This window comes from Bradyrhizobium iriomotense (assembly GCF_018130765.1).
Classification (GTDB): Bacteria; Pseudomonadota; Alphaproteobacteria; order Rhizobiales; family Xanthobacteraceae; genus Bradyrhizobium; species Bradyrhizobium iriomotense_A.
The window spans coordinates 153,701-178,820 of sequence record NZ_JAFCJZ010000011.1 but is presented as its reverse complement, the minus strand read 5'-3'; the positions used below and the strand labels follow the sequence as shown (position 1 = coordinate 178,820).

Sequence of the window (25,120 nt, the reverse complement as noted above, 5' to 3'; positions counted from 1 at the left end):
ACGCCCATTGAGGCCGAAGATGGGTCAGCCTGCTGCTTTCCCTATGGATTGTCCCGCCGCGGCATGAAATGGTCTAGCAGACCCGTCGGAAGCGGAAACACGACGGTCGACGACCGTTCGCCCGCGATGTCGTGGAGAGCCGCGAAATAGCGCAGCTGCATCGCCTGAGGCTCCTGCGCAAGAATCCGGCCGGCTTCGACTAGCTTTTCAGCAGCCTGCTGCTCGCCCATCGCATTGATCACCTTGGCCCGCCGCAAGCGCTCCGCCTCAGCCTGTTTGGCAATCGCGCGAACCATGGTTTCGTTGATGTCGATGTCCTTGATCTCGATGCCGGTGACCTTGATGCCCCAGACGTCGGTCTGCTTGTCGAGGATTTCCTGGATGTCGGCGTTCAACCGGTCGCGCTCGGCAAGCATCTCGTCGAGCTCGTGCTTGCCGAGGACCGAGCGCAACGTGGTCTGGGCGAGCTGGCTGGTGGCGGCCATGTAGTCGCCAACCTTGATGATCGCTCGTTCGGGGTCGACGATGCGGAAGTACAGAACGGCGTTGACCTTGACCGACACGTTGTCCCGCGAAATCACGTCCTGCGGCGGCACGACCTGCACCATCACCCGCAGATCGACCTTGACGAGTTGCTGCACGACCGGAATGAGGAGGATGAGGCCCGGTCCTTTCACGCCGGTGAAGCGGCCGAGCGTAAAGACGACGCCACGCTCGTATTCGCGCAGGATTCGAATGGCCTGGGATAGAAACATGACGACAAGCAGCGCAAGCGCCGCATACGTCAGATATTCCAGCATCATGATGGACCTCCCTCGCCGGTTCGGGCTGGTGCGCGTCGTATCAGCAGCGTCAGGTCGACGACGTTGGCGACCTCGGCCATCTCTCCGGGCGTGAACGTTTCGGCACCGCGCGCCTGCCAGCGCTCACCATGGGCGAACACATGACCTTCGTTCCCGTTCCAGTCGAGAACCTCCGCGGGCAAGCCTCGCATGGCCTTCGCGCCGACCAGTGCAGGAGCCGTGCGGACCCGCCGAAGTGAACCAAGCACGACGAGCGCAAAGCCGGTGAACACGGCCGCAGTGATGCCGATCACCCACCACGACAGTTGGTAGCCAGGCGCCTCGCCCCTGAAAAGCATCAAGGCTCCCAGCACGAAAGCGATGATTCCTCCGAGACCGATCACCACGGTCGGGTTGAAGGCTTCGATGGTGAGAAGCACGAGCCCGACCAGCATCAGGGCGAAGCCGGCATAATTGACCGGCAGCAGATTGAGCGCATAGAGGCCGATCAGCAGGCAGATCGCGCCGACGACCCCCGGAGCGACGGCACCGGGAGACATGAATTCGAAGATCAGGCCATAGATGCCGACCATCAGGAGAATGAACGCGACGTTCGGATCGGTGATGACCGCCAGGAAGCGGGATATCCATCCGGGGTCGATGGCTTCAACGACGGCATCCTTCGTCGCAAGGCGTTGCGTCTTGCCGCCTGCAACCTCCACCACACGGCCGTCCAGCTGCCTCAGCAATGCAGCCTGATCGCGCGCGACGAGATCGATGGCATGAGCCTCGAGCGCGCCGTTGGCAGAAAGTGTGGCAGCTTCTCGGACCGCCTTCTCCGCCCAGTCCACATTGCGGCCGCGCAGCTCCGCAAGGCTGCGGATGAAAGCGACCGCATCATTGGTCGCCTTCGCCGTCATTGGATCCTTCAGCTCGCCCTGCTGGTCACCGTCCTTCTTGTCCTTGCCGCCCTTGTCCGGCGCACCGCCCGGCAGACCCGGCAGCGGCCCGCCAATCTGCACCGGCGTCGCCGCACCGATATTGGTGCCTGGCGCCATCGCCGCGATGTGGGTCGCATAAAGGATATAGGTCCCCGCACTCGCCGCGTGGGCGCCGGAGGGAGCGACGTAACCGACGACAGGGATGGGCGAGGCGAGCACATCCGTGATGATCTCGCGCATGCTGGAATTGAGACCGCCGGGCGTGTTCATTCTCAGAAGCACGACCTCGGCGCGCCGTTCGCTCGCCTTGGCCAAAGCCTCCTTCACATAGCTGGCCGACGCAGGGCCAATGGCCCCGTCGATCGAAACAATCAGGACGACACGGCCGCCCTCCTCCGCTGAGCTGGGAAGGAGGCAGCAGGTCAAAGCCACGACGGTGATCGCCGCAACGAGGGCCGCCTTCATGGTCTGCACGGCAAGGGCTCCCTAGCAGAGGATATGGTGTTCCTCTTGAGAACCTCAATGCTGCGCGTAGAGACCAACGTTGCGATTGTGCAACGCAATGGGAAGGCCACGCAGGATGGCGATGTGATCGGTTGAGCAGAGGCAGTGGCGGACCATGCCTTGGGACAGGCCTTGGGCTGATCCGCCCTGCGCCAGGCGCTGCTACCGTGCCACCCTCACGCCATCGGCTCCGATCGCACCGAACGTGCTCGCGATGATCTCGCTCGTCGGCTGCATCCCGCCGAGCGACCAGTGCGAGGGCTCCTGCTCCTCGATCCTGACCCAGACGTTGCGGCGGAAGTCCGGGCTGCCCTGCCCTTCGACCTCGACCATCAGGTCGGTGATCCGTTCGAGCAGCGTCTTCTTCTGTGCCGCGTCCAGGATGCCGCGGACGGTGGAAATGGTGATGTAAGGCATGTTTCTCTCCAATCATGTCGTGTGACGACGCGGCAAATTTGGACCTGGCAGGCCCGGCAAGGCAGTGGCGGATAAGCCAGAGATCGGGCAATTTCCGCCACGCGCGGGCGCGGCGATCGGCTAGGATCGTCGCGTCCTCCTGGAGGTCTCATGAAGCTCGCAATTCTGGCGCTGGAAGGTTGCATGCATTCGGCGATCGCCGGCGTCGCCGACGTCCTGTCGCTCGCCAATCATGTGATGCAGCAAAGCGGCGCAGCGCCCCGCTTCACCTGGCAGACGCTGTCGCTCGACGGCCGGGACGTGCGTGCCGGCGGCGGCCGGATGGTCGCGGTCGATGGCGCCATCGGCAGACGCGGCAGCTTCGATGCGATTCTCGTCCCCGGCAATCTCGTCGATCACGTCACGGCCGAGCGCCTAAAGCCACAATATGCCCGTGCCGGCGCCTGGCTGCGGCAGCAGCATGCGAACGGCCGGCTGATCGGGGCGTTTTGCAGCGGCGTGTTCCTGCTGGCAGGCAGCGGCCTGCTCGACAACCGCCGCGCCACCATCACCTGGTGGCTGCAAGGCGAGCTGCGGCAGCGTCATCCCGCGATCGACCTCGCTGCCGACGCCGTCATTACGGTTGCGGACCGCATCGTCTGCGCGGCCGGACCAATGTCGTGGGTCGACCTCCTGCTCAGGCTGATCGAGATGATCGATGGCAAGGAGATCGCAAAACTGTGCGCGGATTACGTCGTCATCGACACCGCGCAGCGCAGCCAGTCGATCTTCATGCCCGTCGGCTATCTGCTCTCGCAGGACCCGCTGCTGACCAGGGCAGATCTCCTGGTTCGCCGCACCGGCAAGAGCCCGATGACGGTCAAGCGCCTCGCGGGTGCGCTTGGATTGAGCGAACGCACGCTGAACCGCAAGTTTCAGGAGCTCACGCACGAGCCGCCGCAGGCCTTCATCATGCGCCGCCGCGTCGAGCATGCGCGCACTCTGCTTGAGACCACGACGCAGCCGGTCAAGACCATCGCCCGCGCCGCCGGCTATGAGGACGAAAGCAGCTTTCGCAAGGCGTTCCGCAAGCTGACCTTGATGTCACCGCAAGCGTATCGCGCGCGGCGGATGGAGCTGGTAGCGTGAGGCTGGCCTATTGCGCCCCGGCGCGGAGATGGGTTGGCCAACCGACACGGATCAACGTTTCATCTGGGTCAGAGATCGCAAATTCGTACATCCCCCACGGCTTGTCTTCGGGTGATTGCTGAAATTCGCGCGCTGCAGCATTGACATTCTCGAGGTAAAGATAAAGCCCAAAAGGGTTTCTGCCCGGCATTAGCCATCCCTCGACCGCGTCCGTCAGATGTAGATATCCGCCCCTCCCGTTCGACAGCATGCGATAGGTGTCGGGCTCTCCCGCAGCAGGCCTTTCACTGTCCGGGCGCGCAAAGCCCAGCCGATTGTAGAACCGCTCCGACGCATCAAGGTCATTGCACGGCAGAATCGCGATCAAAGCTCCGGAAGGGCTCATTCGTGCACTCCAACGTCATGCAACTATTTTCGTCCGCTCTTCTCAACGTCTGAAAATTTGTCACCTTTGAGGTGGGAATTGGAGTTGGGACAGCCAGATGGCGGCTATGGCTTGCCGCGCATTATAAGTCCACACCTCGCGCCGTCAGCTTTCGTTCTGCATCTGACTCCACTTCGTTCTCAAAGAACAAATCAGAGCCGCAAAAATCAGGGCGGACCAATTCCTACTGATTGGTTTATCTCGTCCGAATTTGGAGTGCGCCTTGAATACGTGACGCAGTCTCCAGCAATCTCCCGCCCTCGCAATGATGGCGGGGTAAGAGTCTGCCCTACGCCGCCGCCTTCTGCCGCGCCACCAGCGCCTCGCCAAAGGCCTCGAACAGCTTGCGGTTGATGGGATTGTGCTGCGGGTCGTATTCGGCATGCCATTGCACGCCGAGCGCAAAGGTCGGGGCTTCCGCGATGCGGATCGCCTCGATGGTGCCGTCCTCGGCAATGCCCTCGATCAGCACGCGCTTGCCGGGATCGAGGATGCCCTGGCCGTGCAGCGAATTGACCCTGATCTTCTCGCAGCCGAGGATTTTTGCGAAGGCCCCTCCCGGCGTCAGGTCGACGTCGTGACGGTCGGCGAAGACGACGGTTGGATCGGGATGGATCTCGCCGTTCTCGAGCCTGGGCATGCGGTGGTTCATGCGGCCGGGGATCTCGCGGATCTCGGGATGCAGCGAGCCGCCGAAGGCCACGTTCATCTCCTGGAGACCGCGGCAGATGCCGAACAGCGGCACGCCGCGGGCAACGCAGGCCACCGACAGCGCCAGCGCCACCTCGTCGCGGTGGATGTCGTAGGGCTCGTGCTTCTCGCAAGGATCGACGTTGAAGCGGGTCGGATGCACGTTGGCCCGGGCGCCGGTGAGGATGATGCCGTCGACGGTGTCGAGCAGCGCCCCGATGTCGGTGATATCGGGCGAGCCCGCGAACATCACCGGCAAGCCGCCGCAGACCTCGGCCACGGCGCGCAAATTGCGCTCGCCGACCATCTGGACCTGAAATCGATTCTCGACGCGATGGGAATTCCCGATCACGCCGACGACCGGCTTTCTCATCTGTCGTTCCGACCTCCTCGCCGAAGAAGATTCTCCAAAGATGCCCCTGGGATGGAACAAATTCAACCGAGGGGATCGCGGGACGGCAATGCTATTTTCGCGCAAATGCCGGTGCCCGCCCGCGTGGATCTGGCGCTTTTGGCGTCCTGGCGTCCTTTCAGGGCCGGACGCGTCAAATCGGCGCCGAGCCGGCGCTTGGGCCCGGCTTGATCCCCGCTGGAATTTCGCGAAAGAGTGGCCGCCTGCAGCCTTCCGAAAAGGACCCGATGTGACCATTTCCAGAGATGAACGGCCCCGGACCCGCGCGGACCTGGCTCTCGATCAGGCCTGGGCCATCTCGGTCGGCGGCATCGGCGTCGTGCTGTTCACCGCGCTGCTCGCCTTCACTTGGCATTTTGCGGCCACCCTCCTCCTGATCTTCACCGGCATGCTGCTCGGCGTCGGCCTCAACGCGCTGACCAATGCGCTCGGACGGCGTGTTCACCTGCCACATACGATGCGGCTCGCGATCGTCTGCCTCGTCCTTGCGGTGCTGCTCGCAGGCGTTGCCTATCTCGGCGGCGCCACCATCGCCGAGCAGGCCTCCCTGCTCAGCAAGACCATCAAGTCGCAGATCACCAACGTCCGTTCCTTCCTGGAGAACCACGGCATCGACACCAGCGTGTTCGATCTCGGCAATGGCGCGCCTGCGGCCTCGACCGACGCGGCGCCGGCGCCGGCCCCGAGCCCGGGCGTGCACGGCGGCCTGCCGGGCGCAGGCGCGCTCGCCTCCAGCGGCGGGGCGATCGTGAGCCAGACCTTCAAGCTGCTGTTCGGCGCGATCAGCGCGGTCGGCAACATCTTCATCGTGCTGTTTCTGGGGCTTGCCTTCGCCGCCCAGCCCGCCGTCTATCACGACGGCCTGCTGTTCCTCGCGCCTGCGAAGCATCGCACCCGCGTCACGCTCATCATCGACCGCATCGGCGAGACCCTGGAGCGCTGGCTGATCGCACAGATCATCGTCATGATCGCGGTCGGCATCGTGACCTGGATCGGGCTCGCCATCATCGGCATCCCCGGCTCGTTCATCCTGGGGATTCAGGCCGGCCTGCTCGCCTTCATCCCGACCGTCGGCGCCATCATCGCCGGCGTCGTCGTGGTGCTGGCGAGCCTCGCCTCGGGCTGGATCCCGGCGCTGTCGGCGTTTCTGCTCTTCATGGTGGTCCACGCCATGGAGAGTTACGTGCTGACACCGCTCCTGCAGCGGCAGGCGCTCGACATCCCGCCGGCCACGCTGTTCGCGTTCCAGATCCTGCTCGGCGTCGTGTTCGGAATCTGGGGCCTGGCGCTGGCGCTCCCGCTGGTCGCCATCGCCAAGGTCATGATCGACCATTTCAAGACGTATGAAGCACCGCCTCTTGCCGAGGCGGCGTAAAGCGCCGTGAACCGGATCAGGTCGTCAGCACGGTCTCGGTGTGCTCGACTTCCGGGGGCGCCGCAAAATACTGGCCGACGAGGCCACGCCATTCGGTGAAATTCTCGGAGCCGCGGAAATCGACGGTGTGGTTTTCCAGCGTCGCCCACCTCACCATCAGCCGGTAGCGCTGCGGCTTCTCGATCGACTTGTGCAGCTCGAAGCCGTGAAAGCCCTTGGAACTACCGAAGGCGGCCTTGGCCTTGGCGACGGCGGCCTCGAAATCCTTCTCGCTGCCCGGCTTGACGTCGATTTGCGCGATCTCGGTGATCATCGGTTTCCACCCTTCTTGTTCGATGGGCGTGTCTAGCGCACCCCACTGAAAAGAAAAAGGCGCCGAAACGGCGCCCTGGTGGAGCAAAAATGCGGATGCTCTCAGGCGAACAGCAGGACGGAGCCCGCCACGATCAGCGCGCAACCGACGAACAGCGCGAGCGGCCAATAGCTGCGGCCCTGCGTGTAGCGGCCCTGCGCACGGCGCTCGGTGATCAGCGCCGTCTCGTATTCGTCCGCGGACGAGAACAGGCAGGCGAAGCCGCCGCGTGCCGAAGCTGCTTGCGCTTCGAGCGACATCAGGGCGGCCTGCGGGTTCTGTCGACGGATCGATTCCATGACCGCAATGGTAGGGATCGATTGGTAAACAGCGGATTACCGCAGGGCCGCCCCCGAGTTCACGCCGTGACTGGACGCGCCTGCGGCGCACCGGCCCGCGCCGCGCTCTGGCGGCGCCAGTTCTCCAGCGACAGCGGCAACTCCTCCGCCGCCTCGACGCGGTTACGGCCGCCGCGCTTGGCCTGGTAGAGCGCGGTGTCGGCCGAGGCCAGCAGCACCTCGAGCTCGGTGCCGGCCGGACCGCCGGCGACACCGATGCTGACGGTGGTGTCGACCGGGCCTTCGTCGACCACGACACCGGAGGTCTCGAACGCCTCGCGCACACGCTCGGCGACCAGCACGCCCTCCTCCAGCGAACACGGCAACAGGGCGGCGAACTCCTCGCCGCCGATGCGGCCCGAGAGGTCGGAGATGCGCAGATTGTTGACGACGACGGTCGAGAACAGTCTCAGCATCTCGTCGCCGGCGGGATGGCCGAAGCGGTCGTTGATCGACTTGAAGTGGTCGATGTCGAAGATCATCACGGTGACGGGACGTCCGGCCTTGGCCTCGCGATCGATCACGCGGCCGCAGGCTTCCGAGAAGCCGCGGCGGTTGAGCATGCCGGTCAGGGGATCGGTCGACGCCGCAGTCCGGTGCGCGGTGACGGTGCGCTCCGACACCAGCATGAAGATCACGAACACGGTGCCGACGGCGTAGAGCACGAGCTCGACCGCGAACACGGTGACCCAGATGCTCGAGGAGAAGCCGGCATCGTGCGGGCGCAGGAAGCTGCCGATCAAGATCGGCAGCATCAGCACGCAGCCGTGCATCACCGGCACGACGAAGGCCGGCCAGCGCCGCTGCAGGCTCTTGCGCCGCTCGACCCAGAGCTCGCTCGCCGTCACCGCCGCGTACACCGAGACGATGCCGGCGCCGATGATCATGCGCAGCATGGACGCAGTAGGATCGAGCAGCGTCACGGCGGCGACCCAGGCGAGCGCGCCGAGCACGAGGCCGGGCCAGTTCGGCTTGCGCCCGTGGAACACGCGCGCCGCGTTCCACACCATGCCGCAGGCCACGAAGCCGACGGCATTTAGCGCCAGATAGAGATGCGGCCCCAGCCTTTCGCCGGCCGCCGTCCACAGTGCGACGGAGGCGGCACCGAGCAGATAAGCGGTGCCCCACCATTTCAGCGCAGGACTGTTCTCCTGCTTGCCGAAGAACACCATCATGGCGCCGAGCAGTGCGGCAACCATGGTGGCAACCAAATAGAGCGTGATGCTATCGAGCGACATCATGTCGGCCCCCTTGAAAACATAGCAGTTACGCGATCGGCACATCCGATTTGCGCGCCCTTCCGAATGCGACGCTAGGTTCCCGCGGGTTCCATTCAGGTTTTCGCGCGTCCGCAAGTTTTCCGGAAACTCGTCGTCAATTTGCATACAAACGAACAATAAAAAGGGCGCTGAAAATCAGCGCCCTTTTGCATCTCATTGAAGCCGCTTTCGCGGCGAATGCGACCGAAGCGATTAACGCTTCGAGAACTGGAAGGACCGGCGGGCCTTGGCCTTGCCGTACTTCTTGCGCTCGACCACGCGCGAGTCGCGGGTGAGGAAGCCGCCCTTCTTGAGCACGGTACGCAGCTCCGGCTCGAAATAGGTGAGCGCCTTGGAGATGCCATGACGGACCGCGCCGGCCTGGCCGGACAGACCGCCGCCGGCGACGGTGCAGATCACGTCGTACTGGCCCGAACGCTGGGCCACGGAGAACGGCTGCTCGATCATCATGCGCAGCACGGGACGGGCGAAATAGACCTCGACCTCGCGCGAGTTGACGGTGACCTTGCCGGCGCCCGGCTTGATCCACACGCGGGCGACCGCGTCCTTTCGCTTGCCGGTGGCATAGGCGCGGTTGAACTTGTCGACCTTCTTCTCGTGCTTGGGCGCCTCGGGCGCCGCCGCCGTCTTGAGCTGCGAGAGCTGGTCGAGCGACTGGATGGATTCGGCCATGTTATGCGGCCCTCGTGTTCTTGCGGTTCAACTTGGCGATATCGATCTTCTCGGGCTGCTGCGCCTCGTGCGGATGATCGGCGCCGCCGTAGACACGGAGGTTGCCCATCTGCACGCGACCGAGCGGACCACGCGGGATCATGCGCTCGACGGCCTTCTCGAGCACGCGCTCGGGATGCTTGCCCTCGAGGATCTGGCGCGCGGTGCGCTCCTTGACGTGGCCGACATAGCCGGTGTGCTTGTAGTAGGTCTTCTGCTCGCGCTTGCGACCGGTGAGGACCGCATGCTGCGCGTTGATGATGATGACGTTGTCGCCGCAATCAACGTGCGGGGTGTAGGTCGGGAGGTGCTTGCCGCGCAGGCGCATGGCGACGATGGTGGCGAGACGGCCGACGACCAGACCCTTGGCGTCGATCAGCACCCACTTCTTCGTCACCTCGGCCGGCTTTGCCGAAAAGGTTTTCATGTCAGAGTTTCCGTGGACGGGGAGCATCGGCGCGAACACCGCGCCGGACTGCGCAGGTTTCTAGAGAAGTGACGCGCAACGGTCAATGCCCGAAGATTGGAATTACATTCATGAAATCAATAGCTTAAAAATATGGTTCTATATTACCTGCGAAAAGCTCAAACATTTGGAATGGAATAGGTCGAGGTGACATGAGCGATCGGATCGGGTGAGGTCCCCGACAACAGGTTCACCTCCCCGACCGCGAGGCGCTTGCCGAGCTTGAGCAGCCGCGCCTCGGCCAGAACGTCCTGGCCGGGCTGGCCCTTACGCAGGAAGTTGATGTTGAGATTGGTGGTCACCGCGAGCCCGACCGGCCCGATCGCGGACAGGAGCACCACGTACATGGCGAAATCGGCGAGCGCCATCAGCGTCGGGCCCGACACGGTTCCACCCGGCCGCAGCATCCTTTCGCTGTAGCGCTGGCGCAGGAGGCAGGTCTGGCCGTCCGCGCTCTCGATCGTGATGTCGTCGCCACTGAAGGCCTGGGGAAACTCGTCACGGAGAAACTGCTCGACCTCCGCCACGCTCATTTTCGCTAACGCCATGCCACCCCTCACCCTCGCTTCACGTTGCCTGTTACATTAAGTTATCTGCGTCATCCAACTGCAATATCCCAAGCGGAATCTTCCATGTCCGTCCAGCCCGCCCGCACCCCCTCCCCGGAACCGCCGATCCTGCTGCGGGAGATTGTCGGTACCGTCGCCGTGCTCACGCTGAACCGCCCCGCCGCGCGCAACAGCCTGTCGGAGGCCATGATCGGCCAGCTGCATGCGAGCTTCAACGCGATTGCCGAGGACAAACGCATCCGCGCCGCCGTCATCGCCGCCAACGGCCCAGCCTTCTCCGCCGGCCACGACATGAAGGAGCTGACCGCGCGCCGCACCGATCCGGATCGCGGCCGCGCCTTCTTCGCCGAGATGATGAACGCCTGTAGCGCGATGATGCAGGCCATCGTCCACCTGCCAAAGCCGGTGGTCGCTGCCGTCCAAGGCATCGCGACCGCGGCCGGCTGCCAGCTCGTGGCGAGCTGCGATCTCGCGATCGCCTCGGAAGCGGCGAGCTTCGCCACGCCCGGCGTCGACATCGGCCTGTTCTGCTCGACGCCGATGGTGGCGCTGTCACGCAACGTACCGCGCAAGCAGGCGATGGAGATGCTGCTGACGGGCGAGCCGATCACGGCCGACCGCGCCCGCGAGATCGGCCTCGTCAACCGGGTGGTGCCCGCCGGCACCGAACTCGGCGCCGCGATCGAGCTCGCGCAACAGGTCGCGCTCAAATCCGCCTACACCGTGAAGCTCGGCAAGGAGGCCTTCTACCGCCAGGCTGAAATGAGCCTTGCGGACGCCTATCGCTATGCCGCGGAGGTGATGACCGAGAACATGATGGCGCGTGATGCCGAGGAAGGCATCGGCGCCTTCATCGAGAAGCGCACGCCGACATGGCGGGATGAATGACCCCCGTCATTGCGAGCGCAGCGAAGCAATCCAGAATCCTTCCGCGGTGACAGTCTGGATTGCTTCGCTGGGCTCGCAATGACAACAAGAAAAGATAAGTGATGAACCACGACGCCTATCCCGACAATTACATCCGCGGCATCCTCAACAGCGTGAAGTCGATCGCGATGGTCGGCGCCTCGCCGGTCAACGTGCGGCCGAGCTATTTCGCGTTCAAATATCTCGCGCAGCGCGGCTACGACATGATCCCGATCAATCCCGGCCATGTCGGCAAGGATCTGCTCGGCAAACCCTTCGTCGCCTCGCTCTCCGACATCGGCCGCCCCGTCGACATGATCGACATCTTCCGCAATTCCAGCCACATTATGCCCGTGGTCGAAGAGGCGCTCACGCTCGACCCGCTGCCGAAGGTGATCTGGATGCAGCTCGGCGCGCGCGATGATGCCGCGGCGGCGAAGGCGGAGTCGGTCGGTATCAAGGTGGTCATGAACCGCTGCCCCAAGATCGAATATGGCCGCCTGTCCTCCGAAATATCCTGGATGGGCGTGAATTCGCGCACACTCAGTTCCAAGCGCGCGCCGGTACCGACACAGGGCATGCGGCTATCCCTCAATCGGATGAGCGTCGGCGGTGGCAACACCGCTGCGTCGGATCGCGCCGCGAAAAACAAGACCGAGCAAAGCTGACGCAATTGCGAAGATTTCGTTTCGCGAACGCGACAATGCGTAGCACGATCATTCCCAAATGATCCTGATGTGAAGCGGCGCCTTGACGGCGGACGCCCAGCCCATCAGCATGCCGCGCGATTTCAGACCACAAGAACAGGACGCCTTCTATGAGCGATCGCCTTCCGGGATTTTCAACCCTCGCCGTGCATGCCGGTGCACAGCCCGATCCGACCACCGGCGCGCGCGCGACTCCGATTTATCAGACCACTTCTTTCGTCTTCAACGATGCTGACCACGCTGCCTCGCTGTTCGGCCTGCAAGCGTTCGGCAACATCTACACCCGCATCGGCAACCCGACCAACGCCGTACTGGAAGAGCGCGTCGCCGCGCTCGAAGGCGGTACGGCTGCGCTTGCCGTTGCTTCGGGCCACGCCGCGCAGGTCGTGGTGCTGCAGCAATTGCTGCAGCCCGGCGACGAATTCATCGCCGCGCGAAAACTCTATGGCGGCTCGATCAACCAGTTCACGCACGCGTTCAAGAGCTTTGGCTGGAACGTGGTGTGGGCCGATCCCGATGACATCGCAAGCTTCGAGCGCGCGGTGACGCCGCGCACGAAAGCGATCTTCATCGAGTCCATCGCCAACCCGGCCGGCAGCATCACCGACATCGAGGCGATCTCGACGGTCGCGCGCAAGGCGGGCGTGCCGCTGATCGTCGACAACACGCTGGCCTCGCCCTACCTCATTCGCCCGATCGACCACGGCGCCGACATCGTCGTGCACTCGCTGACGAAGTTTTTGGGCGGCCACGGCAACTCGCTCGGGGGTATCATCGTCGATGCCGGCACCTTCGACTGGTCCACGGGCGGCAAATATCCGATGCTGTCGGAGCCGCGGCCGGAATATCACGGCATCCGTCTCCAGGAGACCTTCGGCAATTTCGCCTTCGCGATCGCCTGCCGCGTGCTGGGCCTGCGCGACCTCGGCCCCGCGCTCTCGCCCTTCAACGCCTTCATGATCCTCACCGGCATCGAGACGCTGCCGCTGCGCATGCAGAAGCACTGCGACAACGCCAGGGCTGTCGCCGAATTCCTCGCCGGCCATCCGGCGGTGGCCTCGGTGAGCTATGCGGGCTTGCCGAGCGACAAGTACAACCAGCTCGCGCGCAAATACGCGCCGAAGGGTGCGGGCGCGGTGTTCACCTTCAGCCTGAAGGGCGGCTATGACGCCGGCGTGAGCCTGGTGTCAAAGCTGCAGCTGTTCTCGCACTTGGCCAATGTCGGCGACACCCGCTCGCTGGTGATCCATCCGGCCTCGACCACGCACAGCCAGCTCGACGACGCCGCCAAGGTGAAGTCCGGCGCCGGCCCCGACGTGGTGCGGCTCTCGATCGGCATCGAGGACAAGGAAGATCTGATCGCGGATTTGGAGCAGGCGCTGGGGGCGTAGCTTCCTGTCGTTCCGGGGCGGTGCGAAGCACAGAACCCGGAACCTCGATATTGTCTGCTCAGCTCTGGATTCCGGGTTCGGTGCTTCGCACCGCCCCGGAATGACGACGGCCGTTTTGTCCGCCGTCAGTTAACAGTCATTAACCATATCTGCCGCATACATCGTCCTTGGATCGCCCGTTTGATTCGGAGCCGACGATGCTGCGCTGGATGGTGCCTGCCCTTGCGGCGATGCTGACGGTTTCAGGCGCGCTCGCCGCCGATCTGCCGGCGACGGCGAAGCGGCGCGCTGCGGTGCCGCCGCAGGATCCGCCGCAGGTCTATGTCGAGACCGATCCGGACGCGCTGATCTCGCCGGCCTATGGCATCGGCAGCTACATCCGCAACCTGCCGGGCACGCCGCTCCTGCCCGGCTCCAACACCTTGCCGGGCTATTACGGCCGGCCCTGGAGCTACGATTATCAGGGCCCGTATTACGGCGGGAAGCAGGTCGATTATTTCTGGCGCCTGCCCTACGCGTGCGGCGTCTATGGCTATTGCTGATCAGCCGGGCTGATGGTGATCAGCCGGCCTGACCGACCGGGACCGCGCGCGGCTGCGCCAGCTTATGCTGGCGCGACGACAGGCGCTCCGCCTGCATGACGGCCAGCGTCAATACCACGATCGCAACCGCCTGGTGCGAAAGTGCGAGATCGATCGGCACCTGGTTGACCAACGTCAGGATACCAAGGACCGCTTGCACCGTTACCGCCGCGAACAGCCAGAGCGCGCCGCCGACCGCTGTCCCCGCGCGCGAGCGCACCGCATCGAACGCATGCAGCGCCGCCAGCACGAACAGCGCATAGGCGGTCATGCGGTGCTCGAACTGCACGGTCAGTACATTGTCGAACATGTTGCGCCACCACGGCGTCTCGAACCACAGCCGCTCGGCCGATGGAATGAACGCGCCATCAATCTGCGGCCAGGTGTTGTAGGCGCGCCCGGCGCGCAGGCCCGCGACCAGCGCACCGAAATAGATCTGCACGAAGGTCACCACGAGGAGCAGCGCACTGGTGAAGCGCAGCCGTGCCGACACGACAATCTGCGGCCGCTCCTTGAGCCGCCGCACCGTCCAGACGATGCCGGCGAAGATCAGGAGCGCCAGCACCAGATGCGTCGCCAGCCGATATTGCGACACCTCGACCCGCTCCGTCAGGCCCGAGGCCACCATCCACCAGCCGACCGCGCCCTGCAGGCCGCCGAGCGCAAACAACAGCCACAGCCGCCGCTTCAGCTCACCCGACAGGCCGCCGCGCCAGAGGAAGAACAGGAACGGCAGCAGATAGGCAACGCCGATGAAGCGGCCGAGCAGTCGGTGGCTCCACTCCCACCAGAATATCTCCTTGAACTCGGACAGGCTCATACCTGCGTTGAGCTCACGATATTGCGGGATCTTCTTGTAGGCCTCGAACGCCTCGGTCCACTGCGTCTCCGAGAGCGGCGGAATGCTGCCCGTGACCGGTTTCCATTCGACGATCGACAGGCCGGATTCCGTCAGCCGCGTCGCCCCGCCGACCAGCACCATCAGCGCGATCAAGGCGGCCACGGAGATCAGCCACCAGCGCACGGCGCGCTGCGGCTCGGACGGGGTGGAAATCATCGTCATTTCAAGGACAAAACCAAGCCTGTGCCTAAGAGACTTGAACCGGATTGCGTGCCCCTTATAGTCCCCCGCTCCCGCAGCGCAAGTTACGCGAAAGCCGCAACAGTCCGCCATGACGATCCGCACCCGCAAGTTCCTCGGCGCCATCCTGCTTCTGGTGCTGGCCACCGTCTGGGCCCTGCTCGGCATGGCGGCGGCGCAGATGCCGTGGATCGCCGAGTCCGGCTGGCGGCAGGCGATCTACTACGTCGTGGTCGGTATGGGCTGGGTGCTGCCGGCGATGCCGATCGTAAGCTGGATGCAGCGGCCTGATCGCATCAAGTCTGGCTCGTAGCGCTGCCGGTCGGCCTCACCGGCGCAAAGGCGACGCCTGACACCAGCACGCGCAGCATCCGCAGCGAGCGCACGCGCCCGTCCCAGGAAATCCGCGGCAGCGCCCGCAGATTGGTGCGCCCCTCCGCCTCCACGATGCCCGGGATCGTCGACACCGCGCTGGCAAACCCGGCCTCCTCCGCCATCACGACGTGGCTGCGCCGGAACGAGGCGCGATCGCCGAACGGAAAGGCGAGATGCCTGATGTTACGGTGAAAGGCGGATTCCGCGACAGCCTTGCCCATCGCCATCTCGCGCAGCGCGGCGGCGTCCTTCATGTTAGCGAGAACGGGATAGTTCACGGTCGCGCTGCCGATCGTGACCAGCGGGTCGTCAGCCAGCTTCGCCAGGTCCTCCCAATCCATCGACGCCTCGCGCGAGAGCGCGGCAAGATCGACCCGGTAGCGCGTGCAGAGATCGGCGATCGCAGCCGACAGCTCCGCCGGCGGCAATGAGCGCAGCCAGCCTTCGAGATAAGCGAACAGCGCCTGCTTCTCGGCATTGCCTGTGACCGTGAAGCGCTGCTCCCTGTCGCCCATCATCAGGCTGATGCGGCTCTCGCGCGCGATCACCCGCTCCAGCCCGAGCCACCAGGCTTCGCCGACGCCGTCGGGAAATGCGGTGGGCACATAGATCGTGAAGGGCACGGCGTGGCGAGCCAGCACCGGATAGGCGAAGTTGATGAGGTCCTTGGGCGCGCCGTCGAAGGTCAGCGCCACGAAGCGCCGCTTCTCCGGCAGCGTCACGGCGCGGCGGCAGACCTCGTCCATGCCGAGACACTCATACTTCCACCGCTTCAGCGCGCGAATGGCGCGGTCGAGGAATTGCGGCGTGATCTCGTGCTCGCGCAGCGGCTGAAATCCGCCGCGCCGCCGCGGCCGCACATGCGCAAAGCGCAGGATGGCGCCGGCACCACGACTGCGCAGCAGCGCCTGCCCGGTGAACCAGCTCAGCTCCAGGCGCAGCCGTTCCAGCCATCTGTCGTCGGATGCCAATATCCCACCTTCGCGCTCGCCGGCGGTCCGTTCCCTCGCCCCTCCTCATTACCCTTTGTTGACATTTCTTTGCAAAGGTCGGCCACAGGCCGAATTACGCATTTTTCGTTTTCTCGACAGGTTTCGCGAATGACCATGGCTGCGGCGATGCAAAGCCGGACGGCAGAAGCGCCAGCGCGGTCGAAAGCGAACCGTATCGCGCATGTCGATATCCTCGGAGACCTCGGCGAGGCCGAGGCGGTCTGGCGCGCCTTCGAGGAGCCCGGTCACCTCTTCACGCCCTACCAGCGCTTTGACCTGCTCGGCCCCTGGCAGCGGCAGGTCGGCGGTTGCGAGGGCGCCCGCCCCTTCATCGTCATCGCCCGCGACGCCGATCGCCAGCCGCTCCTGTTGCTGCCGCTCTCGCTGCGCCAGAGCCACGGCGTGCGCACGGCCTGCTTCATGGGCGGCAAGCACACGACCTTCAACATGGGCCTGTGGAACGCCGAGTTCGCAGGCGAGGCCAGCACCGCCGATCTCGACGCGCTGCTTGCGCCGCTGCCCAAGCATGTCGACGTGCTGGCGCTGACGCAGCAGCCGCTGCGCTGGAACGACCAGCACAACCCGTTTGCAGCCCTGCCGCGGCAGAGCGCGATCAACGGCTGCCCGCTGCTGACGATGGAGCCGGGCGGCCCGCCCGCATCGCGGATCAGCAATTCCTTCCGCCGCCGCCTCAAGAGCAAGGAGAAGAAGCTCCAGACGCTCGCCGGCTACCGCTATCACCTCGCCACAACGGACGCGGACGTCACCCGCCTGCTCGACTGGTTCTTCCGCGTCAAGCCAGCGCGGATGGCCGAACAGAAACTCCCGAACGTCTTCGCCGAGCCGGGCGTGGAGCAGTTCGTCCGCAGCGCCTGCCTTGCGCCGCGCGGCGAAGGCCGCGTCATCGACATCCACGCACTCGAATGCGACGAGGAAGTGATCGCGATCTTCGCCGGGGTCGCCGATGGCCAGCGCTTCTCGATGATGTTCAACACCTACACGACGTCGGAGCATGCCCGCTACAGCCCGGGCCTGATCCTGATGCGCTACATCATCGACCGCTACGGCGAGCGCGGCTACCGCTCGCTCGACCTCGGCATCGGTTCGGACGAGTACAAGCGGATGTTCTGCAAGGACGACGAGGACATCTTCGACAGTTTTGTCCCGCTGACCTCGCGCGGCAAGCTCGCGGCGATGGCGATGTCATCGCTCAGCCACGGCAAGCGGCTGGTGAAGCAGAACCAGGTGCTGTTTGATTTGGCCCGGCGGCTGCGTCAGGCGTTCGGGTAGGCGCCGAAGACGTTCAACTCTCTCACTTGCGAGATGCCTTCCCTTCTTCCCTTGTGGGAGAAGGTGGCGCGAAGCGCCGGATGAGGGGTTCTCTCCACTTGCTAGACTGTTCGTGAGGATGGAGACCCCTCACCCGTCTCGCCGCTAGCGCGGCGAGCCACCCTCTCCCACAAGGGGAGAGGGTAAGAGAGATCACGCCGCGACCACGCGCGGCGGCTCCACGGCATCCGACGCCTGCACGGGCCTGCTCAGCATCGTCACCTCGCTGAAGCCGACGGCTTTCAGCTGCTCGCACATCTGCGTGCGCGCATCCGGCGCCATCGAGGCATCGGGCACCACGACGGCGCGGGCGTTGGTCGTCAGCAGCTCCGCCGGAAGGTCGGACGCGCCGCCGGCATCGAGCAGCACGTGGTCGTAGGCGCGCAGCAGCGCGTCGATCGCGAGGCCCACGCGCGGCGATTGCAGCAGGCTGCGGTCGAAGCCGGGACGGCCGGCCTTGACCAGATGCAGCCGCGAGAGCTTGTCGCGGGTGATGACCTGGGCAAACGAGGCCTCGCCCTGCATCAGCTCGGCAAGGCCGGGCGAGGAAGCATCGACGGACACCGCGGCGATCGTCGGCGAGGACGCGGCGAGATCGACCACGACGACGCGCGCCTCGCGCGCCAGATGGCGCGCCAGCGTCAAGGCCGACAGCGTGACGGCTTCGCCCGGCGCGGTGCCGAGCACCGTGACCTTCTTCGCCCCCGGACCGGCGGCACGCAGACTGTCGGCGAGCTGCTCGATCTCGGCGAACTCGGCGACACCGGCATCGGCCGTCATCTCCGGCTGAAGCGGCGCGCGCTCCGCTATCACCGGCTCGACGACCGGTTCGACGAACGGCTCGACCGCCGGTTGGACGACTGGCTCCTGCCGAACCGCGGCCTGCGTTTGCACCGCTGCCGGCGCCGGGGTGAAGACAGCCGCCGCGCGCGGCGCGGTCTGGCGGAGCAGCTCGCCGGTGACGACGACGCCGGACGAGAGCAGCAGCGTCGCGATCGTCGCGATCAGCACGATCGGCAGCTTCTTCGGGTAAGCCGGCGTGTTGGAGACGATGGCGCGCGAGATGATGCGACCGTCCGTCGGCGCGGTGTCGATGGTCTCGCGGGTGTTGGCCTCGCGATACTTGGCAAGATAAGTCTCGAGCAAGTCGCGCTGTGCCTTGGCCTCGCGCTCGAGCGCACGCAATTGCACGTCCTGCCCATTGGTCGAGGTCGCCTGCTTCTTGAGCTGCTCGAGGCTTGCGGTCAGGCTGTCGACCCGGCCGCTGGCGATCCGGGCGTCATTTTCAAGCGAGCGCGAGATCTTGCTGGCTTCGTCGCGAATCTGGGTCTCGAGATCGCCGAGCTGCGCCTTCAATTCCTTGATGCGCGGATGGTTGCCGAGCAGCGTCGAGGACTGTTCGGCAAGCTGGGCACGCAGCGTCACGCGCTGCTCGGACAGCCGCCGCATCAGCTCGGAATTCAGCACTTCCGACGCCTCGATCGGCTTGCCGCTCTGGAGCATCTCGCGGATCAGCCGCGCCTTCGCCTCGGTGTCGGCCTTCAGCGCACGCGCATTGTTGAGCTGGGTGTTGACCTCGCCCATCTGCTGGTTCGACAGCGTGGTGTTGTTGGTGCCGACGAACAGGCTCGACTTGGAACGGAAGTCCTCGGCCTTGGCCTCGGCCTCGGAGACCTTCTTACGCAAATTGTCGATCTCGCCGGACAGCCACTGGCTCGCGTTCTTGGCCTGGTCCTGGCGCGCGCTCTGCTGCAGCACGAGATAGCCCTCGGCGATCGAGTTGGCGACGCGCGCGGCGAGATCCGGATCGGCGGACTGGAATTCGACGACGATGACGCGCGACTTGTCGACGGCGTAGGCCTGAAGCCGCTCGTAATAGGCATCCAGCACGCGCTCTTCCGGCGTCATCGAGAACGGATCGCGGCCGATGCCGACGAGGGCCGCGAGCGACTTCAGCGGCGAAATTCCTTGCAGCACGGGATCGAATTCGGGGCGTTCGGCCAGCTTGTTCTTCTTGATGATCTCGCGCGCGAGATCGCGCGACAGCACGAGCTGAACCTGGCTGGTGACGGCCTCGGCGTCGAGCGCCTGCCGCTCCTCGGCGCGGTCGCTGTTCGGGCGCAGGAACACGTTCTCGCGGCCGTCGATCAGGATGCGGGATTCCGACTTGTAGCGCGGCGTGACGAGATTGACCGCGGCGATGGAGGCGACGAGCGCCAGCACCGTCGGCACGATGATCCAGCCGCGCTTGCGCGCCAGTGCCGCGCCGAGCGCGTGCAGATCGATGTCACCGGATTCGACTGCGGCCTGCTTCGCGACAACGGGCGCAGGCTTTGCTTCAACCTTGGTCGGTTCGGGCTTGGTAGATTCGGCCTTGAGCGCGGCTTCGGCTTTGGACTTCGAGACAGCCCGCTCGACCACCGCCTTGTCCTTGCCGGCACGCCAGAACGCTAAACGCATCGAACACTCCCGCAGGGCAACGCCGCGACTCTACCTCAACCACCGCGATTACACTCCATTAAGGTTGCCGCTGGGTTAATCGCGACGTCCCGCGCCTCGCACCCGCACGCTCCTCACCGTTTGTTAACCACGAAGGCTCTTAATCCATCTCGATATTTCCTGGAATTGTTCGGTACTCGCCGTCGAGCGCTGGTTTTGATCATGCCCCCCTCACCCGACCAGCCGCTACGCATCCTGCACGCCGTGCGCGCTCCGGTCGGCGGCATCTTCCGCCACATCCTCGACGTCGCCAACGGCCAGGTCGACCGCGGTCATCATGTCGGAATCCTCGCCGACAGCCTCACCGGCGGCGAACGTGCCGACAAGGCGCTGGTCGAGCTCGCGCCGCGGCTGAAGCTCGGCGTGCACCGCATGGCGATCCGCCGCGAGCCGTCGCCCGATGACGTCATGGTGTGGGTGCGGATGCGGCGCCTGATCGCGAAGCTCAAGCCTGACGTCATGCACGGCCACGGCGCCAAGGCCGGCGCCTTCATCCGCATGCGGCGGCGCACCGACGACACCATCCGCATCTACACCCCGCATGGCGGCTCGCTGCACTATCCGCTCAACACCTTGAAGGGCGAATTCTACGCGCGGCTCGAACGCTCGCTGATGGGCGCCACCGACCTGTTCCTGTTCGAGAGCGCCTTCGCCCGCGACACCTATCAGCGCATCGTCGGCACGCCCAAGGGCGTGGTGCATTGCGTCTTCAACGGCGTGACGCCGGAGGAATTCGAGCCTGTCATCACCGCCGAGGATGCGACCGACCTCTGCTATGTCGGCGAGTTCAGGCACATCAAGGGCGCCGACCTGCTGGTCGATGCCGTGGCACGGCTGCGCGAGGGCGGCAAGAACGTCACGCTCACCCTCGGCGGCGACGGCGAGGAGACGGCGGCGCTGAAGGCGCAGGTCGAGAAGCTCGGCCTCGCGAACGCCATCCGCTTCATCGGTCACGTCAAGGCGCGCTATGGCTTCTCCAAGGGGCGCTTGCTGGTCGTGCCCTCGCGCGGCGATTCCATGCCCTATGTGGTGATCGAGGCGGGAGCCGCCGGCATTCCCATGATCGCATCGAAGATCGGCGGCATTCCCGAAATCTTCGGCACCGACAGCCCCGCTCTGTTTGCGCCGAGCAATCCCGAGGCCATGGCCGAGGCGATCGCTGCGGCGCTGGACGATCCGCAAGCAACCGCGCAACGCGCGACATCCTTGCGCGAGCGCATCTCCGCGCGTTTCTCCCAGCAGGCAATGGTCGACGGCGTGCTCGCGGGCTATCGCGACGCATTCGCCAATCATTAACCATCCTTAAGGCCGCTTTAGAAAATCTTCCGATTTATTCGGTAATCGAGGTGCCAGGGGATGCTTGCCCGGGGCCGCAAAGCCGCGACCCGCGGGTTCTTGGAATGGACGTGGACGCCCGTGGAACCGCTCAACGCACGCTCGATGCTCGATGCCGCGACCAGCGCCGCGGCCAAGCCCGCTGACCAGCCCTTTGTGGAGCGCCGCCGCCGGCTCTCGCCCGCCGCGCTCGAGGTCGTCAACCAGAAGGTCGCCCGCGCCTATTCACCGATCGTGATCACCGGCTTCGTCCGCCTCATTGACTTCGCTCTGCTGTGCCTCGTCGGCATCGCGGTCTATGTCGGCTATGTCATGCCGCTCGCCGGCGGCTTCAGCTGGATCTATCCTGCGGAGATCGTGGCCGTCGCGATCGCAGCCGTGGTCTGCTTCCAGGCTGCCGACATCTACCAGGTGCAGCTGTTCCGCGGACATCTCCGGCAGATGACGCGGATGATCTCGTCCTGGTCGTTCGTCTTCCTGCTGTTCATCGGCGTCTCCTTCTTTGCCAAGTTCGGCAGCGAAATGTCGCGGCTGTGGCTCGCCGCCTTCTATGTCCTCGGGCTCGCCGCGCTGATCGCGGAGCGTCTGGTGCTGCGCTCGCTGGTGCGGGCCTGGGCGCGCGAGGGCCGGCTCGACCGCCGCACCATCATCGTCGGCTCCGACCGCAACGGCGAGGAGCTGGTCGAAGCGCTGAAGGCGCAGGACGATTCCGACATCCACGTGCTCGGCGTGTTCGACGACCGCAACGACAGCCGCGCGCTCGACACCTGCGCAGGTGCGCGCAAGCTCGGCAAGGTCGACGACATCGTCGAGTTCGCCCGCCGCACCCGCGTCGACCTCGTGCTGTTCGCGCTGCCGATCTCCGCTGAGACGCGCATCCTGGAGATGCTGAAGAAGCTCTGGGTGCTGCCGGTCGACATACGCCTCTCCGCCCACACCAACAAGCTGCGCTTCCGTCCCCGCTCCTATTCCTATCTCGGCGATGTGCCGACGCTCGACGTGTTCGAGGCGCCGATCACCGACTGGGATCTGGTGATGAAGTGGCTGTTCGACCGCATCGTCGGCGGCATCGCGCTGCTCGCGGCACTGCCGATCATGGGACTGGTGGCATTGGCCGTGAAGCTCGACAGCCCCGGTCCGGTGCTGTTCCGCCAGAAGCGTTTCGGCTTCAACAACGAGCGCATCGACGTCTACAAGTTCCGCTCGATGTACCACCACCAGGCCGACCCGACGGCGTCGAAAGTGGTGACCAAGAACGATCCGCGCGTCACCCGCGTCGGCCGCTTCATCCGCAAGACCAGCCTCGACGAATTGCCGCAGCTCTTCAACGTGGTGTTCTCCGGCAATCTGTCCCTGGTCGGTCCGCGCCCGCATGCGGTGCAGGGCAAGCTGCAGAGCCGCCTGTTCGACGAAGCCGTCGACGGCTATTTCGCCCGTCACCGCGTCAAGCCCGGCATCACCGGCTGGGCCCAGATCAACGGCTGGCGCGGCGAGATCGACAATGAAGAGAAGATCCAGAAGCGTGTCGAGTTTGACCTCTATTACATCGAGAACTGGTCAGTGCTGGTCGATCTCGTCATTCTCCTGAAGACGCCGGTCTCGCTGCTGACCAAGAACGAGAACGCGTATTGAGTTGAGTGCGCCAAGAATGCGCTGTCATCGCCCGGCTTGACCGGGCGATCCAGTAATCACCAGCGGCGAACGTCGCCACTGACAGCGCGGAGTACTGGATGCCCCGCCCCCCGTGCGCAATTGCGCACTAGGCGGGGCATGACGGCGGAAGTTGTGTTTGTGGCGTATGAGTAGCGTGAGCGTATGATGGCGTATGCGGCGACAGCCGGTGGAGTGAAATTGGCCGCACCGGCCGCGCCCGGCGTGCTGGCGCTCCAGCGCGCGCTGGTATGGCTGGTCGGCGCCTCCGGCGCCATCGTCTTCATCGAGCCCAGCCCCTACGAGATCGTGACGCTGCTCGCGAGCGTCACCTTCTTCGCCACCGGCCTGCGCCTGCGGCTCGCGATGATGCCGCTGGTGCTGATGCTGGTTCTGCTCAATGTCGGCTACACCATCAGCGCGATCCCGCTGTTCGAGCAGCCCGAGGTGGTGAGCTGGATCGCGACCTCCTGGTACATGGCGGTCACCGTGGTGTTCTTCGCCATGGTCACCTCCGAGGATACCGCGGCCCGGCTCGACATGCTCCGCCGCGGCCTCGTGGTCGGCGCGATGGTCGCTTCGTTGTCGGCGGTCGCCGGCTACTTCCACCTCGTTCCCGGCGGCGACGACCTGCTCACGCTCTACGGCCGCGCGCGCGGCACGTTCAAGGACCCGAACGTGCTCGGCGCCTTCCTGATCCTGCCGGCGCTGTTCGCGCTCCAGAGCGTGGTCTCGGACAAGCTCGGCAAAGCGTTCCGCAACGTCATCGCCTTCGGCATCATGTCGCTGGCGATCCTGCTCGCGTTCTCGCGCGCCGCCTGGGGCGGCCTCGTGCTGACCTCCGCCTTCATGCTGGCGCTGATGGTGCTGACCAGCCGCACCAACGCGCAGCGCTCGCGCATCGTCATCATGGCGATCGTCGCCGCGGTGCTGGGCCTTGCGCTGATCGCGGTGCTGCTGTCATTCGATTCCACCGCCGAGATGTTCAAGCAGCGCGCGAGCTTCGACCAGAGCTACGACGAAGGCCGCTTCGGCCGCTTCGGCCGGCACATCCTCGGTGCGGAGATGGCGCTCGAGCTGCCGTTCGGCATCGGCCCGCTGCAATTCCACCGCTACTTTCCCGAGGACACCCACAACTCCTACCTCAACGCCTTCATGTCCGGCGGCTGGCTCTCCGGCGTCTGCTATCCCGCGCTGGTCTTCACCACCGTCATCATGGGCTTCAGGCACATCTTCGTCCGCGTGCCCTGGCAGCGCGCCTATCTTGCGATCTTCTCCTCCTTCGTCGGGACCGTCGGCGAGAGCTTTGTGATCGACACCGACCACTGGCGGCACTTCTGGATGATGCTGGGCGCGATGTGGGGCATGATCGCCGCGGCGCAAATCTACAAGGTTAGCGACGAAGCTTCTTCAGCTTGAGATCGGGACGCTTCTCCGGCGGCGTGTCGAGCAGGCCCTTCAGCGCCTCCGTTGCCGCGAGCACGCCCTTGTAGCCCTCCGTCGCAAAGCGCAGCAGCAGACGCAGCTCCTCGTCGGAATAGGCGCTAAAAACCTTCTCCATCGCCTGCTGCATCGGCACGTAGAGCTGGCCGATCTTCATGGCCGTCTCCGGCACGACGGAAATATAGACCTTGCGGCGATCCTTCTCATCCCGCTCGCGGCGCACGAGGCCGGCCTTCTCGAGCCGGTCGACCACGCCGGTGATCGCGCCCGTCGTCAGGCCCGTGACCTCGGCGAGCCGGCCCGCGGTGACGCGACCCTCGAGATAGAGGATGTCCATGCATTCGAGGTCGGAGTTGGCGATTCCGGCAACGTTCGCAACGGTCTGGCCATAGAGCACGCCCTGCGCGGAGGACCGGCGCATCGCCGCCTCGAGCTCCTGCAA

26 protein-coding genes are annotated in these 25,120 nt (G+C 65.1%); 11 read left to right on the top strand and 15 right to left on the bottom strand.

Annotation, left to right across the window (positions count from 1 at the left end; all coding sequences use genetic code 11):
* Positions 1–41: 41 nt before the first annotated feature.
* The 3 genes from JQ635_RS20310 to JQ635_RS20300 form a co-directional block, all read right to left on the bottom strand.
* Entirely contained in the window at positions 42–803 is a 762-nt protein-coding gene (locus tag JQ635_RS20310) for a slipin family protein (protein WP_080136956.1), read from the bottom strand.
* Complete coding sequence (locus JQ635_RS20305) at positions 800–2,197, bottom strand: NfeD family protein (RefSeq protein WP_211411563.1); 1,398 nt, start codon at positions 2,195–2,197, stop codon at positions 800–802. The genes JQ635_RS20310 and JQ635_RS20305 overlap by 4 nt, the downstream gene beginning before the upstream one ends.
* Before the next feature lie 192 nt (positions 2,198–2,389).
* The gene (locus tag JQ635_RS20300) at positions 2,390–2,644 is read right to left on the bottom strand and encodes a tautomerase family protein (RefSeq protein ID WP_211402173.1); all 255 of its coding nucleotides are present in this window, start codon (positions 2,642–2,644) and stop codon (positions 2,390–2,392) included.
* Positions 2,645–2,794: 150 nt separating this feature from the next.
* Here JQ635_RS20300 and JQ635_RS20295 point away from each other — a divergent pair, with 150 nt between their 5' ends.
* Positions 2,795–3,772, top strand: a complete 978-nt coding sequence (locus JQ635_RS20295) for a GlxA family transcriptional regulator (protein ID WP_211411562.1) — start codon at positions 2,795–2,797, stop codon at positions 3,770–3,772.
* Between the two features lie 7 nt (positions 3,773–3,779).
* Here JQ635_RS20295 and JQ635_RS20290 read toward each other — a convergent pair whose 3' ends face one another.
* Together JQ635_RS20290 and JQ635_RS20285 are read right to left on the bottom strand one after the other, a co-directional pair.
* Positions 3,780–4,157: a VOC family protein gene (locus JQ635_RS20290; RefSeq protein ID WP_211411561.1), complete on the bottom strand. Its 378-nt coding sequence runs from the start codon at positions 4,155–4,157 to the stop codon at positions 3,780–3,782.
* Positions 4,158–4,485: 328 nt separating this feature from the next.
* The gene (locus JQ635_RS20285) at positions 4,486–5,259 is read right to left on the bottom strand and encodes a gamma-glutamyl-gamma-aminobutyrate hydrolase family protein (RefSeq protein WP_211411560.1); all 774 of its coding nucleotides are present in this window, start codon (positions 5,257–5,259) and stop codon (positions 4,486–4,488) included.
* A 268-nt stretch (positions 5,260–5,527) separates the two neighbouring features.
* Here JQ635_RS20285 and JQ635_RS20280 point away from each other — a divergent pair, with 268 nt between their 5' ends.
* Positions 5,528–6,673: an AI-2E family transporter gene (locus JQ635_RS20280; RefSeq protein WP_211411559.1), complete on the top strand. Its 1,146-nt coding sequence runs from the start codon at positions 5,528–5,530 to the stop codon at positions 6,671–6,673.
* A gap of 16 nt (positions 6,674–6,689) precedes the next feature.
* Here the strand turns inward: JQ635_RS20280 and JQ635_RS20275 are convergent, their stop codons facing one another.
* From JQ635_RS20275 to JQ635_RS20250, 6 genes are all read right to left on the bottom strand, one after another.
* Positions 6,690–6,986, bottom strand: a complete 297-nt coding sequence (locus tag JQ635_RS20275) for an antibiotic biosynthesis monooxygenase family protein (RefSeq protein ID WP_211411558.1) — start codon at positions 6,984–6,986, stop codon at positions 6,690–6,692.
* Positions 6,987–7,087: 101 nt separating this feature from the next.
* The gene (locus JQ635_RS20270) at positions 7,088–7,324 is read right to left on the bottom strand and encodes a hypothetical protein (protein ID WP_211411557.1); all 237 of its coding nucleotides are present in this window, start codon (positions 7,322–7,324) and stop codon (positions 7,088–7,090) included.
* Between the two features lie 59 nt (positions 7,325–7,383).
* Positions 7,384–8,604, bottom strand: a complete 1,221-nt coding sequence (locus JQ635_RS20265; RefSeq protein WP_211411556.1) for a GGDEF domain-containing protein — start codon at positions 8,602–8,604, stop codon at positions 7,384–7,386.
* Between the two features lie 231 nt (positions 8,605–8,835).
* On the bottom strand, positions 8,836–9,315 hold the full coding sequence (gene rpsI, locus JQ635_RS20260) for a 30S ribosomal protein S9 (RefSeq protein ID WP_211411555.1): 480 nt from the start codon (positions 9,313–9,315) through the stop codon (positions 8,836–8,838).
* A 1-nt stretch (position 9,316) separates the two neighbouring features.
* Positions 9,317–9,781 carry a 50S ribosomal protein L13 gene (rplM, locus tag JQ635_RS20255; protein WP_011087726.1) on the bottom strand — a complete coding sequence of 155 codons (465 nt, stop codon included), beginning with the start codon at positions 9,779–9,781 and terminating at the stop codon, positions 9,317–9,319.
* A 158-nt stretch (positions 9,782–9,939) separates the two neighbouring features.
* Complete coding sequence (locus JQ635_RS20250) at positions 9,940–10,368, bottom strand: PaaI family thioesterase (protein ID WP_211411554.1); 429 nt, start codon at positions 10,366–10,368, stop codon at positions 9,940–9,942.
* An 84-nt stretch (positions 10,369–10,452) separates the two neighbouring features.
* On the opposite strand from JQ635_RS20250, the gene JQ635_RS20245 reads away from it, so the two are divergent.
* The 4 genes from JQ635_RS20245 to JQ635_RS20230 all read left to right on the top strand — a co-directional run bounded on the left by JQ635_RS20245 (position 10,453) and on the right by JQ635_RS20230 (position 13,935).
* Positions 10,453–11,277 (top strand): enoyl-CoA hydratase, encoded by an 825-nt coding sequence (locus tag JQ635_RS20245; RefSeq protein ID WP_211411553.1) that lies wholly within the window; start codon positions 10,453–10,455, stop codon positions 11,275–11,277.
* Positions 11,278–11,378: 101 nt separating this feature from the next.
* On the top strand, positions 11,379–11,963 hold the full coding sequence (locus JQ635_RS20240) for a CoA-binding protein (protein WP_211411630.1): 585 nt from the start codon (positions 11,379–11,381) through the stop codon (positions 11,961–11,963).
* 149 nt (positions 11,964–12,112) lie between these two features.
* On the top strand, positions 12,113–13,393 hold the full coding sequence (locus tag JQ635_RS20235) for an O-acetylhomoserine aminocarboxypropyltransferase (RefSeq protein WP_211411552.1): 1,281 nt from the start codon (positions 12,113–12,115) through the stop codon (positions 13,391–13,393).
* Between the two features lie 197 nt (positions 13,394–13,590).
* Entirely contained in the window at positions 13,591–13,935 is a 345-nt protein-coding gene (locus tag JQ635_RS20230) for a hypothetical protein (protein ID WP_211411551.1), read from the top strand.
* Positions 13,936–13,954: 19 nt separating this feature from the next.
* On the opposite strand, the gene JQ635_RS20225 is transcribed toward JQ635_RS20230, so the two are convergent.
* Positions 13,955–15,037 (bottom strand): COX15/CtaA family protein, encoded by a 1,083-nt coding sequence (locus JQ635_RS20225; RefSeq protein ID WP_211411550.1) that lies wholly within the window; start codon positions 15,035–15,037, stop codon positions 13,955–13,957.
* A 109-nt stretch (positions 15,038–15,146) separates the two neighbouring features.
* Here JQ635_RS20225 and JQ635_RS20220 point away from each other — a divergent pair, with 109 nt between their 5' ends.
* The gene (locus JQ635_RS20220; RefSeq protein ID WP_152102867.1) at positions 15,147–15,368 is read left to right on the top strand and encodes a DUF2842 domain-containing protein; all 222 of its coding nucleotides are present in this window, start codon (positions 15,147–15,149) and stop codon (positions 15,366–15,368) included.
* On the opposite strand, the gene JQ635_RS20215 is transcribed toward JQ635_RS20220, so the two are convergent.
* On the bottom strand, positions 15,352–16,401 hold the full coding sequence (locus tag JQ635_RS20215; RefSeq protein WP_211411549.1) for a polysaccharide deacetylase family protein: 1,050 nt from the start codon (positions 16,399–16,401) through the stop codon (positions 15,352–15,354). The genes JQ635_RS20220 and JQ635_RS20215 overlap by 17 nt on opposite strands.
* A gap of 129 nt (positions 16,402–16,530) precedes the next feature.
* Between JQ635_RS20215 and JQ635_RS20210 the strand changes: the two genes are divergently transcribed.
* Positions 16,531–17,712 (top strand): GNAT family N-acetyltransferase, encoded by a 1,182-nt coding sequence (locus tag JQ635_RS20210; RefSeq protein ID WP_211411548.1) that lies wholly within the window; start codon positions 16,531–16,533, stop codon positions 17,710–17,712.
* A gap of 192 nt (positions 17,713–17,904) precedes the next feature.
* Here the strand turns inward: JQ635_RS20210 and JQ635_RS20205 are convergent, their stop codons facing one another.
* Entirely contained in the window at positions 17,905–20,211 is a 2,307-nt protein-coding gene (locus tag JQ635_RS20205; protein WP_211411547.1) for a GumC family protein, read from the bottom strand.
* 201 nt (positions 20,212–20,412) lie between these two features.
* Between JQ635_RS20205 and JQ635_RS20200 the strand changes: the two genes are divergently transcribed.
* The 3 genes from JQ635_RS20200 to JQ635_RS20190 all read left to right on the top strand — a co-directional run bounded on the left by JQ635_RS20200 (position 20,413) and on the right by JQ635_RS20190 (position 24,654).
* The gene (locus JQ635_RS20200) at positions 20,413–21,546 is read left to right on the top strand and encodes a glycosyltransferase family 4 protein (RefSeq protein WP_211411546.1); all 1,134 of its coding nucleotides are present in this window, start codon (positions 20,413–20,415) and stop codon (positions 21,544–21,546) included.
* A 120-nt stretch (positions 21,547–21,666) separates the two neighbouring features.
* Positions 21,667–23,217 carry an undecaprenyl-phosphate glucose phosphotransferase gene (locus JQ635_RS20195; protein WP_211411545.1) on the top strand — a complete coding sequence of 517 codons (1,551 nt, stop codon included), beginning with the start codon at positions 21,667–21,669 and terminating at the stop codon, positions 23,215–23,217.
* A gap of 186 nt (positions 23,218–23,403) precedes the next feature.
* On the top strand, positions 23,404–24,654 hold the full coding sequence (locus JQ635_RS20190) for an O-antigen ligase family protein (RefSeq protein ID WP_211411544.1): 1,251 nt from the start codon (positions 23,404–23,406) through the stop codon (positions 24,652–24,654).
* On the opposite strand, the gene JQ635_RS20185 is transcribed toward JQ635_RS20190, so the two are convergent.
* The gene (locus JQ635_RS20185; protein WP_211411629.1) at positions 24,629–25,099 is read right to left on the bottom strand and encodes a MarR family transcriptional regulator; all 471 of its coding nucleotides are present in this window, start codon (positions 25,097–25,099) and stop codon (positions 24,629–24,631) included. The genes JQ635_RS20190 and JQ635_RS20185 overlap by 26 nt on opposite strands.
* Positions 25,100–25,120: the final 21 nt, after the last annotated feature.